This window comes from Stenotrophomonas maltophilia group sp. Smal32, from assembly GCF_030237085.1.
Classification (GTDB): domain Bacteria; phylum Pseudomonadota; class Gammaproteobacteria; order Xanthomonadales; family Xanthomonadaceae; genus Stenotrophomonas; species Stenotrophomonas maltophilia_Q.
Map to the genome: position 1 here is coordinate 1 of NZ_JASJSI010000024.1, position 17,876 is coordinate 17,876.

12 protein-coding genes and 1 pseudogene are annotated in these 17,876 nt (G+C 64.4%); 5 read left to right on the top strand and 8 right to left on the bottom strand.

From position 1 onward, the window contains the following. The 8 genes and pseudogenes from QRO91_RS08150 to dnaA form a co-directional block, all read right to left on the bottom strand. A pseudogene (locus tag QRO91_RS08150) lies at positions 1-197 on the bottom strand (energy transducer TonB); the annotation flags it as partial. Positions 198-340: 143 nt separating this feature from the next. Next, positions 341-1,528, bottom strand: coding sequence for a lipopolysaccharide assembly protein LapB (locus tag QRO91_RS08155; RefSeq protein ID WP_049429182.1), 1,188 nt, complete (start codon positions 1,526-1,528; stop codon positions 341-343). Between the two features lie 132 nt (positions 1,529-1,660). Beyond that, positions 1,661-2,467, bottom strand: coding sequence for a M48 family metallopeptidase (locus tag QRO91_RS08160; RefSeq protein WP_010487422.1), 807 nt, complete (start codon positions 2,465-2,467; stop codon positions 1,661-1,663). A gap of 71 nt (positions 2,468-2,538) precedes the next feature. Next, the gene (locus QRO91_RS08165) at positions 2,539-3,384 is read right to left on the bottom strand and encodes a CPBP family intramembrane glutamic endopeptidase (protein WP_197650264.1); all 846 of its coding nucleotides are present in this window, start codon (positions 3,382-3,384) and stop codon (positions 2,539-2,541) included. 67 nt (positions 3,385-3,451) lie between these two features. Then, a complete protein-coding gene (gene gyrB, locus QRO91_RS08170) occupies positions 3,452-5,911 on the bottom strand; it encodes a DNA topoisomerase (ATP-hydrolyzing) subunit B (RefSeq protein ID WP_049429184.1) in 2,460 nt (819 codons plus the stop codon). 112 nt (positions 5,912-6,023) lie between these two features. After that, on the bottom strand, positions 6,024-7,118 hold the full coding sequence (recF, locus tag QRO91_RS08175; RefSeq protein WP_197619881.1) for a DNA replication/repair protein RecF: 1,095 nt from the start codon (positions 7,116-7,118) through the stop codon (positions 6,024-6,026). A gap of 990 nt (positions 7,119-8,108) precedes the next feature. Continuing rightward, positions 8,109-9,209 (bottom strand): DNA polymerase III subunit beta, encoded by a 1,101-nt coding sequence (dnaN, locus tag QRO91_RS08180; protein WP_005411731.1) that lies wholly within the window; start codon positions 9,207-9,209, stop codon positions 8,109-8,111. Positions 9,210-9,484: 275 nt separating this feature from the next. Beyond that, the gene (dnaA, locus tag QRO91_RS08185; RefSeq protein ID WP_049429225.1) at positions 9,485-10,816 is read right to left on the bottom strand and encodes a chromosomal replication initiator protein DnaA; all 1,332 of its coding nucleotides are present in this window, start codon (positions 10,814-10,816) and stop codon (positions 9,485-9,487) included. Positions 10,817-11,071: 255 nt separating this feature from the next. Here dnaA and rpmH point away from each other — a divergent pair, with 255 nt between their 5' ends. The 5 genes from rpmH to mnmE all read left to right on the top strand — a co-directional run bounded on the left by rpmH (position 11,072) and on the right by mnmE (position 17,630). Further along, positions 11,072-11,212 carry a 50S ribosomal protein L34 gene (rpmH, locus tag QRO91_RS08190; RefSeq protein ID WP_005411729.1) on the top strand — a complete coding sequence of 47 codons (141 nt, stop codon included), beginning with the start codon at positions 11,072-11,074 and terminating at the stop codon, positions 11,210-11,212. A gap of 5 nt (positions 11,213-11,217) precedes the next feature. Continuing rightward, positions 11,218-11,712: a ribonuclease P protein component gene (gene rnpA, locus QRO91_RS08195; protein WP_080355007.1), complete on the top strand. Its 495-nt coding sequence runs from the start codon at positions 11,218-11,220 to the stop codon at positions 11,710-11,712. Beyond that, positions 11,712-13,427, top strand: a complete 1,716-nt coding sequence (yidC, locus tag QRO91_RS08200; RefSeq protein WP_049429186.1) for a membrane protein insertase YidC — start codon at positions 11,712-11,714, stop codon at positions 13,425-13,427. Before rnpA ends, yidC begins: the two co-directional genes overlap by 1 nt. A gap of 177 nt (positions 13,428-13,604) precedes the next feature. After that, positions 13,605-16,277: a polysaccharide deacetylase family protein gene (locus QRO91_RS08205; protein WP_049429187.1), complete on the top strand. Its 2,673-nt coding sequence runs from the start codon at positions 13,605-13,607 to the stop codon at positions 16,275-16,277. A 3-nt stretch (positions 16,278-16,280) separates the two neighbouring features. After that, positions 16,281-17,630 (top strand): tRNA uridine-5-carboxymethylaminomethyl(34) synthesis GTPase MnmE, encoded by a 1,350-nt coding sequence (mnmE, locus tag QRO91_RS08210; protein ID WP_049429188.1) that lies wholly within the window; start codon positions 16,281-16,283, stop codon positions 17,628-17,630. The last annotated feature ends 246 nt before the right edge of the window (positions 17,631-17,876 follow it).

Here is a 17,876-nt window from a genome sequence, read left to right on the forward strand (position 1 = left end):
GGCGGCGCATCGACGATGGTCACCATGACGTTGCGCTCCTTCTCAGCCACGGCCTTGGGAGCCACGGCGGGAATGAGGAGCATCATGAAGGCGGCCAGATGCAGGGCAATTACAAACGCGATGCCGACGATGCGAGGCCAGCTCAGCCCCTTGTCATCGGGTTGTTCGTACCGGTGAACGACTAGTTGTTCCGTCATGCGCCAAGAGCTCAATAGTGGGGCCGGGATGCCGGGGGCGGAATCCCTGATCAGCGGTGCATGACACCGCAGGAACCTCCAAGCTTATACCAATCCTGAGCGCCTGCGCATCAACTGAGCAGGCATTCAGGCGTTATTCCTACTTACTTCAGGTTGATGATTTTCTTGGCATCAGCCTGGTTCTTCACACCCTTCGCCAGCGCCTGCTGGGCGGCCTGCTTGGCCTCCGGGATGCGACCTTCGGCATGCAGGACGCGTGCCAGGTTCAGGTAGGTCTCACCGTCCTTGGACAGCGGGGCAGCCTTCTGCCACGCATCGATCGCCTGCGGCACCTGGTCGGAGTAGTAGTAGGACTGGGCCAGCGCCAGGTAAACCTGGTAGTCCGGCTTGAGGATGCCCTTCTGCAACCCTTCGTTGATGACCGCGATGACGTCCTTTTCCTTTTTGTCGGTGTTGGCATAGATCGAGTACAGCTGCTTGTACTCGCGCTCTTCGGTGAGCTGGCCGCTGCTGCGCAGCTTGTCCATCACCGCGGCCGCCTTGTCCATCTGGTCGGCCTGCATGTACATGCTGGCCAGGTTCAGCTGGGCCTTCTTGTCGTTCGGGTTCTTGGCGGCCAGCGCCTCGGCTTCCTTGACCGCTTCACCGGACTGGCCGGCTTCGGACAGGGCCGCCATCAGCAGCTGGTTCCAGTTGTCCTTCGGTTCGGCGGAACCGGCGATGGCCTGCTTCAGCACCGGGATCGCTTCCTGGTAGCGCTCCAGCTGGTACAGCGCCTGGCCCTTGGCGATCAGTTCTTCCGGCTTGGTCGACTTGCTCTCGGCGAAGTACTTGTCGAGGGTTGCCAGGCCTTCGGCGGTCTTGTCTTCCTGCAGCTCCAGCTGGCCCAGCATCAGCATCGACTGGAAGTGGCCATTGTTGTCCAGGCCGTTGAACTGCAGGACCTGCTTCAGATAGGCGATCGCCGCCGGGGCGTCGTCGGTCTGGTAGGCCGCCTGCGAGGCCAGCTGCGCGGCCAGCGACTTGTCGTACTCGTTCGCGGCGCTGTCAGCCAGGATCGCGTCGGCCTGCTCGCGGGTCTCCGGGAACTTTTCCTTGTTGTAGCTGTCGATCATTTTCTGCAGCTTGCTGCCCATCTTGGCCGAGGCCTTGACCGTCGGCTCCTGGCGGGTCGCGTTCGGGTACAGCGCCTCGGCCTTGGCCTGCTTGCCGCCGCGGTTGCCGCGCTCGGAGGAACGCGAGGACTGCGCGAAGGCATCGGTGACCACGGCGCCGGTCAGGGCGGTCGCGACGAGGACGGAAAGCACAGCTTTGTGGTTACGGAAAATCATCGTTCACCTCGATCGAACCGCCGGTTAGCGGCAAAGTCGGACTGTCAGAAAAATCTGAGCCGCCAAACGTATCAGAAACAGATGGCGTGAGAAATCGTTTTATGTGCTGCAATACAGCATAGAACTGCGCACTCATCCGCACTTTGGCCGCAGCCCGGCCGCCTGCGCCTGCTGATAGACCGGCGTCAGGGCCGGGGCATCGCGTCGCAGTTCCTGGATCCGGTTGGCCGGATCGGGGTGGGTGGACAGCCATTGCGGGCTGCGGCCGCCGCTGGCGGCCATCATGTTCTGCCACAGGTCCACTGCCTGCGCCGGATTGAAACCGGCCTGGGCCATCAGCCGCTGGCCGATTACGTCAGCCTCGCTTTCCTGGGTGCGTGAGCCGGGCAGCAGGAAGGCCGTCTGCGCGCCCATGCCGCCGAGCTGGTTGACGGTGCTGGCAGCGCCTTCGCCATAGGCCGCACCGGCCAGCGCACCGAGCACGGCCAGGCCGGTCTGCGCGCCCATCTGGCGGGTGATGCGTTCTTCGTGGTGACGGGCGATGACATGGCCGATTTCATGGCCGATCACGGCAGCCAGCTGGTCCTGATTCTTGGCCACGGTGAAGATGCCGGTGTTCACGCCGACCTTGCCGCCGGGCAGGGCGAAGGCGTTGGGCTCCTTGTCGACGAACACTGCCGTCTCCCACCGTACGCCACGGTACTGAGGCGGCAACTGCGCGACCAGGGCATTGACCACGCACTGCACGTAACCGTTCTGGCGGCCGTCGGTGCTGATCTTTTCCTTCTGCTTTGTTTCGGCGAACGCCTGTGCGCCGAGCTGGTCCAGCTGTGCCTGCGAGACGCCGCCCACCATCTGCCGGCGGCCGGTAGGGGAGGTGGTGGTCGCGCAGGCGCTGACCAGAGTGGTGATGACAAGGGCCAGCAGCAGTTGTTTCATGGAAGCTCCCCCGTGTTCATATGGGCAGTGTGTAGCGTAGCGGCTTAATCTTTCGTCAAGCGGACGCGGCGTTACGTTGACCCCAGGAACACCATCGCGGCAAGGGCAACCGCATTGTTCAACGCATGCGCGGTGATCGCCGCCCACAACGTGCCGGTACGCTGGTAGAGCCAGCAGAACGCAGCCCCCATGCCGCCATAGACCAGCCAAAGTTGTGCGATTTCGGCCGGGCCATTGGCGCTGGTTCCAGGGATCTCATGGATCAGGGCGAATGCGAGGCTGCTCAGTACCACGCCCAACCACGGGCGCCCGGCCTTCCACAGGCGGCCAAACAGCACGCGGCGGAACAGCAGTTCCTCGTAGGCCGGCGCCAGTGCCACGGCGAACAGCACCAGGAACAACGGGAAACGTGCGATCGCGCTCTGCATCAGCGCCAGATTGGTGGGGACCGGCTCGATGCCGAACTGCTTGGCCAGGAAGGCAATGCCGTTGCTGCCGAGCACGATCAGGGTCGCCACCAGCAGGGTCCAGCCCCAGGTGGAGGGGCGGCGCAGCGCCTGGCGCGACGCGTGACGCTCGGCGGTATTGGCTGGCCGTCGCCAGAAGTACAGCAGCAACGCAGCGCCACCGGTGGCAAACAGCGCCATGAGAATCTGTGCAAGCGCGCCGGGCTGGCCCAGTGTCGCCGCGACCGAATTGGCGTCGGGCGTTCCACCGCTGGCCTGCGCATTGGCGTAGCCAACCACCACACCACGGTAAAGGCCCCACAGCAGGCCGCTGATCAGGCTCAGGCCGCACAGGGTGACAGCGGCGATGCCCAGATCGATGAAAAACCCCGCCAGCGGTGAAGCGACACGCGGCGCGGCCGAGGCCGGCGGAATCGGGGGCGGGGCGGAAGCCGGGGCGGATGCGGACATCGGGTACCTGCGTTCAAGGATCGAAGGCCGGCGCGCCTCCCCGCGCACCGGCCATCACCGGATTGTGTCAGATATCCAGGTTGGCGACCTTCAGCGCGTTGTCCTCGATGAAATCGCGACGCGGTTCGACGACATCGCCCATCAGGGTGCTGAAGATCTGGTCGGCTGCGACAGCGTCTTCGATGCGCACCTGCAGCAGTCGGCGGGTTTCCGGGTTCACGGTGGTGTCCCACAGCTGCTCCGGATTCATTTCACCCAGACCCTTGAATCGCTGGATCTGGCGGCCACGCTTGGCCTCTTCGAGCAGCCAGTTCTGCGCCTTGGCGAAGCTGTCCACTTCGATCGACTTGGCGCCGCGGGAGATGGTTGCACCTTCGCGAACCAGGCCATGCAGCAGCTTGGAGGCCTGGTGGATCGCGCGCAGTTCACCACTCTCGAACGCCGACATGGGCAGTACCTGGATGTGCTGTTCGCCCATGTGGCGACGGGTGACCAGTACGGCGGCCGGACGCTCATCGTTGGCTTCCTGCAGCTCCAGGCTGAAGCGCGGGCTGCCCAGGCTGCCCTGGTTGAGTCGCTTGGCCAGTGCATCCAGGCCTTCGCCTTCGCCGGCACTGCGCAGGCTCTCCAGGTCCATCGGCACGAAATCGACCAGCGCTTCGAGCAGGTTGCGGTCGTAGCGGTGCGCGTTGCGCTCGATGGAATCGAGGGCAGCGGCGTACGCCAGCAGCAGCTTCTCCAGTGCCAGGCCTTCGATGCCTGGTTCGCCGGTGGCCGGCACCAGCGCAGCGTTTTCCACCGCGCTGCTGGCCAGGTAGCTGTCCAGCGCCGGGTCATCCTTCAGATACAGCTCCTGCTTGCCCTGCTTGATCTTGTACAGCGGCGGCAGGCCGATGTAGACGTAACCGCGCTCGATCAGCTCCGGCATCTGACGGTAGAAGAACGTCAGCAGCAGGGTGCGGATGTGGGCGCCGTCGACGTCGGCGTCGGTCATGATGATGATCTTGTGGTAACGCAGCTTGTCCGGGTTGTACTCGTCACGGCCGATGCCGGTGCCCAGCGCGGTGATCAGCGTACCGACCTGGTCGGAGGACAGCATGCGGTCGAAGCGCGCGCGTTCCACGTTGAGGATCTTGCCGCGCAGCGGCAGCACCGCCTGGTTCTTGCGATTGCGGCCCTGCTTGGCCGAGCCACCTGCCGAGTCACCCTCGACGATGAACAGCTCGGACAGCGCCGGATCCTTTTCCTGGCAGTCGGCCAGCTTGCCCGGCAGGCCGGCGATATCCAGCGCACCCTTGCGGCGGGTCAGGTCGCGGGCCTTGCGCGCGGCTTCACGTGCACGTGCGGCATCGACGATCTTGCCGGCGATCGCCTTGGCTTCGTTCGGGTTTTCCTGCAGGAATTCTTCCAGGCGCGCACCGAAGGCGTTTTCCACCGCCGGGCGCACGTCGGAGCTGACCAGCTTTTCCTTGGTCTGGCTGGAGAAGCTCGGGTCCGGCACCTTCACCGACAGCACCGCAATCATGCCTTCGCGCATGTCGTCGCCGGTCAGGTTGATCTTGGCCTGCTTGGCGATGCCGTTCTGCTCGATGTAGTTGTTGAGCACGCGGGTCAGCGCACCGCGGAAACCGGCCAGGTGGGTACCACCGTCCTTCTGCGGGATGTTGTTGGTGAAGCAGTACATCGTCTCCTGGTAGGAGTCGGTCCACTGCAGCGCCACATCCACCACGATGCCATTGTGCTCGCCGGTAACCGAGATGACATTCGGGTGCAGCGGGGTCTTCAGCTGGGCCAGGTGCTCCACGAAGCTGCGGATGCCGCCTTCGTAGTGGAAGTCATCGCGGCGGCCATCGCCACGCTCGTCAGCAAGGACGATCTTGACGCCGGAGTTCAGGAACGACAGTTCGCGCAGGCGACGGGCCAGGATGTCGTAGTGGAACTCCACGTTGTCGTGGAAGGCGACGGTGGACGGCCAGAAGCGCACGGTGGTGCCGCGCTTGGTGGTGGTTTCCAGCTTGGCCAGCGCGGTCACTGCGGCGCCGTTGCTGAATTCCTGCTGGTAGTGAAAGCCGTTCTGGAACACGTCCACCAGCAGCTTCTGCGACAGCGCATTGACCACGCTGACGCCGACGCCGTGCAGACCGCCCGAAACCTTGTAGCTGTTGTCGTCGAACTTGCCGCCTGCGTGCAGGACGGTCATGACGACTTCGGCCGCAGACACTTCGCGACCGAGCTTGGCACTCATCTGCTCATGCTTGCCGGTCGGGATACCACGGCCGTTGTCGGACACCGAAACCGAGCCGTCGGCGTGGATCGTCACCGCGACGTGGTCGGCGTGGCCGGCCAGCGCTTCGTCGATCGAGTTGTCGACAACCTCGAACACCATGTGGTGCAGACCGGTGCCGTCATGCACGTCACCGATGTACATGCCGGGACGCTTGCGGACAGCCTCCAGGCCTTCCAGGGCGGTAATGCTGTTGGCGTCGTAATTGCCGTTGTTTGCCGGGGTGTTCTGTTCGTCGCTCATTGCGCTTGCCGTAGGCTCCGCAGGTCGGCCACCGCTTGGGGCGATGCGCCGAGAATGAAAGGATTCCAACCCGAATTATACCAGCCGGGGTCGAGCGGCCCTGGTGCGCCCACTATGGCACAGCCACGATCTGTGCATGTTCCACGTGGAACCGGGCGATGTGGGTCAGTTCGTGCAGCGCCGCTGGGGTTTCGGTGGCGGTGATGAAGATCTGTGCTGGGCCATTGAGCAGGCGCTCCAGTACCCGCGCCTGGTGGGTGCGATCCAGCTCCGAAGCCAGATCATCCAGCGCGATCACCGGCCATTCGCCACGCTGTTCGGCATAGTCTTCGGCCTGCGCGAGCAGGCAGGCCAATGCCGTCAGCTTGGCCTGGCCCCGGGACAGCGCATCGCGACCCGGAATGCTCTGGAAATCAACGCTCCAGTCCGCCCGGTGCGGGCCGACCGAGGTATACCCAGCCTGGCGGTCGCGTTCCCGGGCCAGAAGCAGGGCATCGGCCAGCGGAAGTTCATGCCGCCGCCATCCAGGACTCAGTTCCAGTCCCTGGATGCCGAGTTGCGGAGCCAGGCTGGCGGCCAAGGCCACAGTGCGCTGCTGCAGACGCTCCAGGTAGTGCTGGCGGCGGCTTGTCAGTGGTTCTCCGGCCTCGGCCAGCTCGTGATCCCAGGTATCGAGCATCCGCGAGGGCCCGCCCTGCTTGAGCAGGGCATTGCGCTGCTTCAGCGCCCGGGAGTAACGGCGCCACAGGGACAGAAAGCCCGGTTCCACGTGGAACAAGCCCCAATCGAGGAAGCGGCGGCGGGGCTCGCCACCACCACTGACCAACGCATGGCTGCCGGGCTCGAACGTCACCACCGCCAGCGCTGCACAGAGATTGCCCAGCTGCGCGACATCTTCGCCGTCCAATCGCCCCTTCCAGTCCTGGCCGCTGTGGCGCAGCCCGGCCTTTCGGCGGTGGGGCGGGTGATCGGCACGCTGTTCGTCCCATTCCACGAAGATTTCCAACGCTTCCTGGCCCTGACGCACCAATCCATCGCGGACCCGGCCACGGAAGCTGCGTCCATAGGCCATCAGATGCAAGGCTTCGAGCACGCTGGTCTTGCCGGCACCGTTGTCGCCGGTCAGCAGGTTCAATCCCGGCTGGGGCGACAGGTCCACCGCACTGAAACGACGCAGTTGGTGCAGGGCGAGGCGGCGGATAAGCATGGGGCGCGAAAGACCATCCGCACGAGGCGGTAGTGGGGCAGGGAATCCATCAGCTTACTGCATCGGTCAAGGAGGACGCGCCACGCCAGCGACCAAGCAGAGCAGAGGCCTCTGCGCGCTTGGCAATCGCACGTTCCACGTGGCACCACGCCGTCCGCTTGGCCCCTTGCAGGCCTGGACGTGGCCGAAATCCCTTCAATTCTGCCGAGGGCAGCAGGGCATCGACCCTCAGATTTCAACGATTCCAGCGCTTTTACACAGGTGTGAGTGCGCGCTTCGGCAGGGGGTGCGGTCGGATGCCCCCCCGGATTCCTTCAAATCTGCGATCCAATGTCCTGGAGGGTTCCACAGATTTCAAAGAATTCAGCGCCTTCGTTTCACGCTGTCCACAGCGGGTCTGTATGACTTATACACAAGGTATGGGCAATCTGTGGATAAAAAAGCCCTTTTGCCTGCCGCTGAAAACTATCCACAGGTTCCCCCCCAGCCTTAGGGGCCTCTATACAGGGGGTTTCAGGCTTATAAATTTCTTTTAAATCATATAGATAGCTTGTTTCTCCACGAAATCTGGCCCTACCATCACCACCATGCTTTAGATTTATACCCAGATTTAGAAGCTAGGCTTGGCCCAAACTGCCTCGAATCGCTCCTGTGGACAGAGGCGTTTGCAGAAGCTGCGGGGATCGCGGCATCAGCGGCGGGGCGCTTCGTCAATCCAGTCAGATCTGGCCGAATGCACCGCGTTGAGAATCCAGGTGCGGGCGCTTCCGATCGAAGGGGATGCGCCAGCGGGCATTGGCTGCAATCGCAGGTTCCAACGCTCGCCATGAATGGTGCTGAAGGCAGAGCGAAAGAGGGGACCAACAAGAAGGATGACGTCCCTCCAAACGGAGGCTGCTCGGCAACCCGATTCAATGCTCCACGTGGAACAAAAAAAACGCCCGGGAAGATCCCGGGCGTCGTTCGGTTCCACGTGGAACAGCGCTGCTGTCAGAGACGCAGCGGCATGACTACGTGACGCGACTTCTCACTGCTGGATTCACGCACCAGCGCCGAGGAATTGGAGTCGCGCAGCTGGATGATGACTTCCTCGTCGCGCAGCGCGGACAGGGCATCCAGCAGGTAGTTCACATTGAAGCCAATGGCCAGATCGCTGACCGTGGTGTCGGCTTCGATTTCTTCCTGGGCTTCTTCCTGCTCCGGGTTGTGCGCGCTGATCTTCAGGTTGCCCGGCGAGACTTCCACTCGGATGCCGCGATACTTCTCGTTGGACAGGATCGCGGCGCGCTGCAGCGAGGCGCGCAGCGCTTCGCGATCCACCTTAACTTCGCGGTCGGCACCGATCGGGATCACCGCTTCGTAATCCGGGAAGCGACCGTCGATCAGCTTCGAGGTGAAGGTGACATCGTCGCGCTTGACGCGGACGTGGCTGCGGCCGACTTCCAGCTCGATCTCGCGATCGCCGCTTTCCAGCAGGCGCTGCAGTTCGGTCACGCCCTTGCGGGGCACGATGATCTGGCGCTTGGAACCGCTGGGCTTGGCCAGGTCGGTTTCACACAGGGCCAGGCGATGGCCGTCGGTGGCGACGGTCCGCAGGGCATCGCCGCGCAGATCGAACAGCAGGCCGTTGAGGTAGTAGCGCACGTCCTGCTGGGCCATCGCGAACGCGGTGCGTTCGATCAGTTCCTTGAGGGTCGCTTCGCCAATGGCCACGCGCTCGGTGGCTTCCACTTCGTCCACCGACGGGAAGTCATTGGAGGGCAGGGTTGCCAGGGTGAAGCGGCTGCGGCCGGCCTGCACGGTGATCTTGTCACCGGTCTGCGAGACGGTGATCCGGCTGCCGTCGGGCAGGGCACGGATGATCTCGAACAGTTTGCGGGCGGGAATGGTGGTTTCGCCGTCCTGGGCGTCTTCAACCGCGATCCGCGACACCATCTCCACTTCCAGGTCGGTACCGGTCAGCGACAGCTGGCCGTTCTGTACCTGGACCAGGAAATTGGCCAGAACCGGAAGGGTCTGGCGGCGTTCGACCACGTTGACGACCTGTGCCAACGGCTTGAGAAAGGCTTCGCGCTGCAGTGTGAAACGCATGTGGTTCCGTGCCCCTATGCTTTAAAAAATGTGGAATAAATCAAAAGCTTGGTGGTGCTGGTAGAGACAGAATCGCTGGAAAACAACGCTAAGTCTTTGTAAATAAAAGAATTTCAGACCTCGAAACCCTCTGTATTACCGACCCCCAGGGGGTGGGGAAAGCTGTGGATAAATTCGGCGCGATTTCAAACGCCATTTTTATCCACAACGTGTCCCGCGCTTGCTACCGGATTCTGCACCGTTTTGTGCGATGACGCCTCATCGGCATCCGTGCATCATTCGCTCAGCTTCCGGATCAGCTTGTCCCAGTCCTCGCGGAGCTTGCCGTCGGTTTCCATCAGGGTGCGGATCTGGCGGCAGGCATGCAGCACCGTGGTGTGATCGCGACCGGCAAACGCGTCGCCGATCTCGGGCAGGCTGTGCTCGGTCAGCTCCTTGGTCAGGGCCATGGCGACCTGGCGGGGGCGGGCCAGCGAACGGGTCCGACGCTTGGACAGCAGATCCTTGATCTGCAGCCCGTAGTAGTCGGCCACGGTTTTCTGGATGTTGGGAATGCTGATCGCCTGCTGCTGGGCACGCAGCAGGTCGCGCAGGGTTTCCTGGGCGAATTCGGTGGTGATCGCGCGGCCCGTGAAATTGGCGCGGGCGGTCAGGGTATTGAGCGCGCCCTCGAGGTCGCGCACGTTGGAGCGCATCTTCTTGGCGATCAGGAACGCAACATCATCGGGAATCTCGGCCCCGCGTTCGCGCGCCTTGGCCAGCACGATGGCGGCGCGGGTTTCAAAGTCCGGCGGTTCGATCGCGACCGACAGGCCCCAGGCAAGCCGCGACTTCAGGCGCGCTTCCAGGCCCTCGACCTCGCGCGGATAACGGTCGCAGGTCAGGATGATCTGCTGCTTGCCATCGAACAGCGCGTTGAAGGTGTGGAAGAACTCTTCCTGGGTGCGGTCCTTGCCGGCGAAGAACTGGATGTCATCGATCAGCAGCGCGTCCACCTGCTGGAACTGGCGCTTGAACTGATCCATGGTCTTTTCCTGCAGGGCCCGGATCATTGCGCTGAAGAACTGTTCCGAGCGCAGGTACAGCACCTTCGCGCCTGGATTGGCCTGGCGCATCGCGTTGCCGGCGGCGAACATCAGGTGGGTCTTGCCCAGGCCGGTGCCTCCGTACAGCAGCAGTGGGTTGTGCGCACGGTCGCCCGGTTTCTGCGCAGCCTGGAACGCCGCGGCCAGGCCCAGCTGGTTGCTGCGGCCTTCAACGAAGTTGGCGAACGTGTAGTGATTGTCCAGGTTGCCGGCAAACGGCACCTGCGGTTCGCTGGACACATGCGCCGATGGCGTGGAAACCGGCGAGTTCTGTGCCTCCACAGGGCGCGGGCGCGAGCCGATTTCAAGAAAAACGTCGCTGAAGCCGGCGAAATGCGCCAGCAGTTCGCGGATCCGGGCCAGATAAAGCTCGCGGACCTGGTCGACGATGAAGGCATTCGGTGCATACAGCACCAGGCTGTCCACGCGCAGATCGGCCTGCAGTGGCTTCAACCAGGTATGAACGTCTTCCGGCGGGAACTCCGCTTCGAGGCGCTCGAGACTACGGGACCAAGCATCCATCAGCAATAATCGTCCGGTGGCCGGGGCATGGACGCGACAAGGCGCCCAAACACAGGCCGGAAAGGGGGGAAATGGATGGCTCAGACTACCACCGAGCGCCCGCCTTCGGAATGCTTGTCCCCTACTTATTCACAAAAACATCCACAGCTATTGCACAGCCCGGTGAATTCGCGTAGCTGCCAGGGGTTGACTTGGGCCGGGGTACCTCTCTAGAATTTCCGGTTCTTTCCGTCCCATTCATACGAGAGGCCCCCAATGGCCACGAAGCGCACCTACCAGCCCAGCAACCTCAAGCGTAAGCGCGACCACGGCTTCCGTGCCCGTATGAAGACCGCTGACGGCCGCAAGATCCTGTCGCGTCGCCGCGCCAAGGGCCGCAAAGTCCTGAGCGCCTGATTGCCATGCCGCACCTCGCGGCAGACGCAATCCCTTCGACAGTGAATACTGCAGACCCGCGCAAGCGATTCCCTCGCTCTGCGCGGGTTCGCACGCGTGCCGAATATTCAACGGTCTTCAACGGCGCCCGCCGTGTGTCCGATCCGCTGATGACCCTGCACTGGCTGCCGGCTGACCGGCCGGCCAGGCTGGGTCTGGCGGTTTCCCGCAAGGTTGATCCGAACGCCGTCGGGCGTAACCGGATCAAGCGCGTCCTGCGCGACATCCTGCGTCAGACACGTACCGACATCCAGCCAGGCGACTTTGTCGTCGTGGCCCGTAGTGCTGCGCGTTCCGCCAGCAACGACGAGATCCGCCAGGCCTTCCTGCGCCTGCTGCGTCGCCTGCGTGCATTGCCCACGCCGGGCGTGGACGGCACAATGCCGCCGCCTGATGGCATCGCAACTCCTTCTTTGACCGAGCCGGCATCGCGTCCCGGCCCCGCCGAGCCTGTCCGCTGATGAACCAGACCCGCGTATTCCTCATTTTTGCCTGGCTGATGGTGGCCGTGCTGCTGTGGATGGAGTGGAGCCGTGAAAAGGCTGCCCCGACCCCGGCACCGACGACCACGTCGGCCCCGACCGCCGCACAGAGTGTTCCGGGCGCGACCCCGGGCGCCATCCCCAGCGCCCAGGTGCCGGGCGCACCGGGCCAGGCGGCCGTGCAGGCCCAGGCCAGCGCCACCCCGGCCAGCCAGCGCGTGACCGTCACCACCGACGTGCTGCGCCTGGTGCTGGACGGCGGCCGCGTGCTGGACGCCGAGCTGCTGCAGTTCCCGCAGACCAAGGACGAGGGCAGCCCGCCGGTCCGCCTGCTGACCGAAGACCCCGCGCATCCGTACAGCGCGATCAGTGGCTGGGCCAGCGAAGACAAGAACACCCCGGTGCCGGGCGCCGATGGCTTCAAGCTGGTCGGTGACACCAAGGACTTCGTGCTGGCCAAGGGCCAGAACGAGCTGCAGATCCCGTTCGTGTGGACCGCCGACAACGGCGTGACCATCAAGCGCACCCTGACCGTCTCGCGCAACGAGTACGCCGTGCGATTCAAGGACGAAGTCAGCAATGCCGGCGCCGCGCCGTGGAACGGCTACGTCTACCGCACCCTGGACCGCACCCCGACCATCCTGTCGCGGAGCATGACCAACCCGGATTCGTTCAGCTTCAACGGTGCCACCTGGTACGACAACGACAAGAAGTACCAGCGTCGTGCGTTCAAGGACTACCTGGAAGACGGCACGCTGAACCAGAACATCACCGGCGGCTGGCTGGCGATGCTGCAGCACCACTTCTTCACCGCCTGGATCCCGCAGAAGGACCAGACCGCGCACTACGTGCTGTCGCAGGTGGCCGGTCGTGACCTGATCGAGGCGCGTGGCCCGGCCTTCACCGTGGCCCCGGGCCAGTCCACCAGTACCGAAGCCCGCCTGTGGGTCGGCCCGAAGCTGGTCAACCTGATCGCCAAGGAAGACGTGCCGGGCCTGGACCGCGTGGTCGACTACAGCCGCTTCTCGATGATGGCGGTGATCGGCCAGGGCCTGTTCTGGGTGCTGAACCAGGTGCACAAGCTGGTCGGCAACTGGGGCTGGGCGATTGTCGGCCTGGTGGTGCTGCTGAAGCTGGTGCTGTACCCGCTGTCGGCCGTGCAGTACAAGAGCGGCGCCAAGATGCGTCGCTTCCAGCCGCGCATCGCGCAGCTGAAGGAACGCTATGGCGATGACCGCCAGAAGTTCCAGACCGCGATGATGGAGCTGTACAAGAAGGAAAAGATCAATCCGATGGGCGGCTGCCTGCCGATCCTCATCCAGATGCCGATCTTCTTCGCTTTGTACTGGGTGCTGGTCGAGTCGGTCGAACTGCGCCAGGCGCCGTGGCTGGGCTGGATCCAGGACCTGACCGCACGCGACCCGTACTTCATCCTGCCGGTCATCAACGTGGCGGTGATGTGGTTCACCCAGAAGCTGACGCCGGCACCGGGCATGGACCCGATGCAGCAGAAGATGATGCAGTTCATGCCGCTGGTGTTCGGCGTCATGATGGCCTTCATGCCGTCCGGCCTGGTGCTGTACTGGGTGGTGAACGGTGGCTTGGGCCTGCTGCAGCAGTGGTGGATGACCAAGCGCCATGGCGGCGAGCCGGTCCCGGCCACCACCGCCCCGGCCCCGGTCAAGAAGAAGTAATCCCGACCGCAGGTCACCTGCTTTGTAGAGTCGACTGTTAGTCGACTGGCGGACGAGCAGTCGACTAACAGTCGACTCAACCGCCCCGATCGACGCGAGAAGCCCGCCGCAAGGCGGGCTTTTCGCATGCGGCGTTAGAATTCCCCGCACACCGTTCCTCCCACTTCCGAGTCCGCCATGCCGCGTGCGTCGTCGTTCCGCCTGTTCCTGCCTTCGCTGCTGCTCACACTGGTCGTTGCCAGCTGCGGTGACAAGGCCGCGAAGGCACCGGCGACCACCCTCACCCAGCCCAGCGCGCAGGCGGCGGCGGCCGCCGATCCGACCGCCGCACCGTTGCTGGCTGCGTTGCAGAAGCAGCTCGACGGGTACCGTCGGATCATCGTGCTGCTGGCTGACGAGGAACAGCAGTCGGCCGCCGACCGCGGCACCTCCACGCGCGTGGGCCAGCAGCTGTTCCACGATGGGCTGGAACAGCGCACGGCGATCGCCGCACAGTTCGATGCGCTGCTGCGTGGTTCCAGCCCTCAGCGCTTCGCCACCCTCGGCACCGTGCTGGACTACATCGAGTCGGCGCCGGAACTGTTCGACGCCGACCGCCTGGCTTTCCGCGAAGTGCTGCGCGATCTGCATGAGCGCGTTGGCACCGACTCTTCGCTGCCGGCGGTGAAGCTGCACCAGCGCATCGGCGAGGACCTGGAAGCGCTCGATGAGATCGAACGCAACTACAACCAGGAACTGACCCGCATCTTCAGCCGCTTCGAGCGCACCCGTGCCATCGAGCTCAAGCGCGAGAAGTGGGAGGACTACATCGCCCACCTGCACAAGGACTACAGCCGCGAAGCGATCCTGCGCGATTATGGCGTGATCGAGCCGTATCCGATGTCGATGAAGGACAGCGACCGCGAGATCTTCGGCCGCGACCTGCCCGCCAAGACCGTGGTGCTGACCTTCGACGATGGCCCGCACAAGGCCTACACCGATGAAGTGGTGGCCATCCTCAAGCGTTACGACGTGCCGGGCGTGTTCTTCGAAGTGGGCCGCAACCTGGGCAAGGTGGAAGCCGATGGCAAGGTCAGTCTCGGCCCGATGGCGAAGATCAGTCGCAACCTGATGGAAGAGGGCTATGCGGTGGGCAACCACAGCCTGACCCACGCCCAGCTCTCGCGCACCACCGGTGATGCGCTGCGCCAGCAGGTGCTGGACACCGACACGCTGCTGAAGGACGTCGACAGCAAGCGTGCACCGCTGTTCCGCTTCCCTTATGGCGCGCGCAACGCCGAAGGCCTGCAGCTGCTCAACGAGGCCGGGCTGAAATCGATCATGTGGAACATCGACTCGATGGACTGGGCCGATCCGGTGCCGGAGTCGATCGTGCAGCGCGTGCTCGACCAGGTGAACAAGGAACAGCGCGGCATCATCCTGTTCCACGACATCCACGATCGTGCGGTGAAGGCGCTGCCGCAGATCCTCGACCGCCTGATTGCCGATGGCTACCAGTTCGCAGGCTGGAACGGCCGCGACTTCACCGTTGCGCGCGCGCGCAAGGGCGACACCGGTGCCGCCACCGTCACCACCGGCTACGAGAAGTCGTGGGCGATCGTGGTCGGCATCGACAACTACGCCAAGTGGCCGAAGCTGGAGTACGCCAGCCATGACGCGCAGGCAGTGGCCGACACATTGACCGGACAGTTCGGCTTCCCGTCCTCGCAGGTGATCGTGCTGAAGAACGAGCAGGCCACCCGCAACAACATCCTGGCCGCCTTCCACGACCGCCTGGCCGATGACCGCACCGGAAAGAACGACCGTGTGTTCGTGTTCTTCGCCGGCCATGGTGCTACCCGCCAGCTCGCCTCCGGGCGCGACCTCGGCTACATCATCCCGGTTGATTCGGACCCGAAGGAATTCGCCACCGACGCCATCGCGATGACCGACATCCAGAACATCGCCGAGAGCATGCAGGCCAAGCATGTGATGTTCGTGATGGATGCCTGCTACAGCGGCCTGGGCCTGACCCGTGGCGGCCCTTCGTCGTCGTCGTTCCTGCGCGAGAACGCACGCCGCAGCGCGCGCCAGATGCTGACCGCCGGCGGTGCCGACCAGCAGGTGGCCGACGCCGGCCCCAATGGCCATTCGGTGTTTACGTGGGTACTGCTGCAGGCGCTGGCCGGCAAGGGCGACCTCAACGGCGATGGCCTGATCACGGGTACCGAACTGGCCGCCTACGTGGCGCCGGCCGTCTCGGCCGTTTCGCACCAGACGCCGGCGTTCGGCAGCCTGCCCGGTTCCCAGGGCGGCGAGTTCGTGTTCCAGGTGCCGGACAGCCAGGAATTCCTCAACGCCGATACGCGCCAGCTGACCGCCGACGCGATCGCACTGAACAACAAGGTTGAAGCCGCCAGCGAAGCCAAGGGCAGCCAGGCACCGGTGACCGTGGCTGACCTGCAGGGCGGCAAAGCCAAGCTGGTGGTGCCCACTGCGGGCCCGGCATCGGATCGCCAGCGCGCGCAGCAGGCCAATGACCGCGGCCTGCTGCTGTACCGCGAGAAGCAGTACGACGAGGCGGTGGCGCAGTTCACCGAGGCGCTGAAGCTTCGCCCGGACTTTGCCCAGGCTGCCAACAACCTCGGCTTCGTCTATTACCGCCAGCAGCGCTACGCTGAAGCCGCACGCTGGCTGGAGAACACGCTGAACATCGATCCCTCGCGCGCCGTGGCCTATCTGAATCTGGGCGATGCCTACTTCAACGCGGGCGACAAGCCCAAGGCGAAGCAGGCCTACACCACTTACCTGGCGCTGCAGCCACAGGGCAGCGGTGCGGCGCAGGCGCGCGCGCAGCTGGAGAAGCTCTGAGCCATGAACGACGCGATCCGCACCGACACCATCGTGGCGATTGCCAGTGCGCCGGGCGCCGGCGGTGTCGGCCTGCTGCGCCTGTCCGGCCCGCGCGCCGCGGTGATCGCCAACGCGCTGGGCGCGCCCGCGCTGCGGCCGCGCCATGCGCACTACGCGCGCCTGCGCGATGCCGACGGCGAGGTCATCGACGATGGCATCGTGCTGTGGTTCCCGGCGCCGAACAGCTTCACCGGCGAGGAAGTGGTGGAACTGCAGGGCCACGGTAGTCCGGTGCTGCTGCAGCAACTGGTCGCGCGCTGCATCGCACTGGGCGCCCGCCAGGCGCGGCCGGGCGAGTTCAGCGAACGCGCCTTCCTCAACGGCAAGCTCGATCTGGCCCAGGCCGAGGCCATCGCCGACCTGATCGCCGCCGGTGACAACCGCGCCGCGCGCGCGGCACGCCGCTCGCTGGATGGCGTGTTCTCGCGCCGCATCGAGGCCGTGGTCGAACAGCTTGTGCTGCTGCGCATCCATGTGGAAGCGGCCATCGACTTCGCTGACGAACCGCTGGATACCCTCGGTGGCGCGCAGGTGCGGCGTGGGCTGGAACAGGCGCGCAGCGATCTGGCCATTCTGCGCCGCGATGCCGAACGCGGCCGTCGCCTCCGCGATGGCCTGCACGCGGTGCTGATCGGTCCGCCGAATGCGGGCAAGAGTTCACTGCTCAACGCGCTGGCCGGTAGCGAGCGCGCCATCGTCACCGACATCGCCGGTACCACCCGCGACACCCTGCGCGAGACCATCCGCCTGGACGGCCTGGAGCTGACCCTGGTCGACACCGCCGGCCTGCGCGACGGCGGTGACGCCATCGAACGCGAAGGCATGCGCCGCGCCCACGTGGAGATCGAGCGTACCGATCTGGCGTTGATCGTCCTGGACGCGCGCGATCCGGCGGCCGGTGAGGCCGCGCTGGGTGATGCCGTAGCGGCGGTGCCGCACAGGGTCTACATCCACAACAAGTCGGACCTGCTGGAAGCGTTGCCGGCGCTGGATGACCCGGACCGCGTGTTCGTTTCGGCCGCGACTGGTGCCGGCCTGGAGGACCTGCATGCGCGTCTGCGCTCGATTGCCTCTGCCGGGGCAGGGGAGCAGGTGGACGGTGAGTTCTCCGCACGCACACGCCACGTGGATGCGATCGAACGCGCACAGGAACACGCACAGCGCGCCGATGGCGAGCTGGCGCACGAACACCTGGAACTGGCCGCCGAGGAGCTGCGCCTGGCGCATGACGCGCTGGGCGAGATCACCGGGCAGATGAGCGCCGATGACCTGTTGGGACGGATCTTCTCCAGTTTCTGCATCGGGAAGTAACTGTAGAGCCGAGCCCAAGCTCGGCGGTTATACCGCTCACCCCCGCATGGGCTTCGGACTTAATGTTCAAGGTTTCCCCGCCTGTTAAATTTCCGCCTCATTCTGACGCCCATGACATAACGCGTGGGGGAGTCCCATTGTATTGGTTGGGTTGTGGGATTGTGTTTTCGCATGGCCTTGGACCATAGGTTGCCATGATTGCTTAATTCAAGACACCGGCCCGCGCCCATGTGTGCGTATAACGCC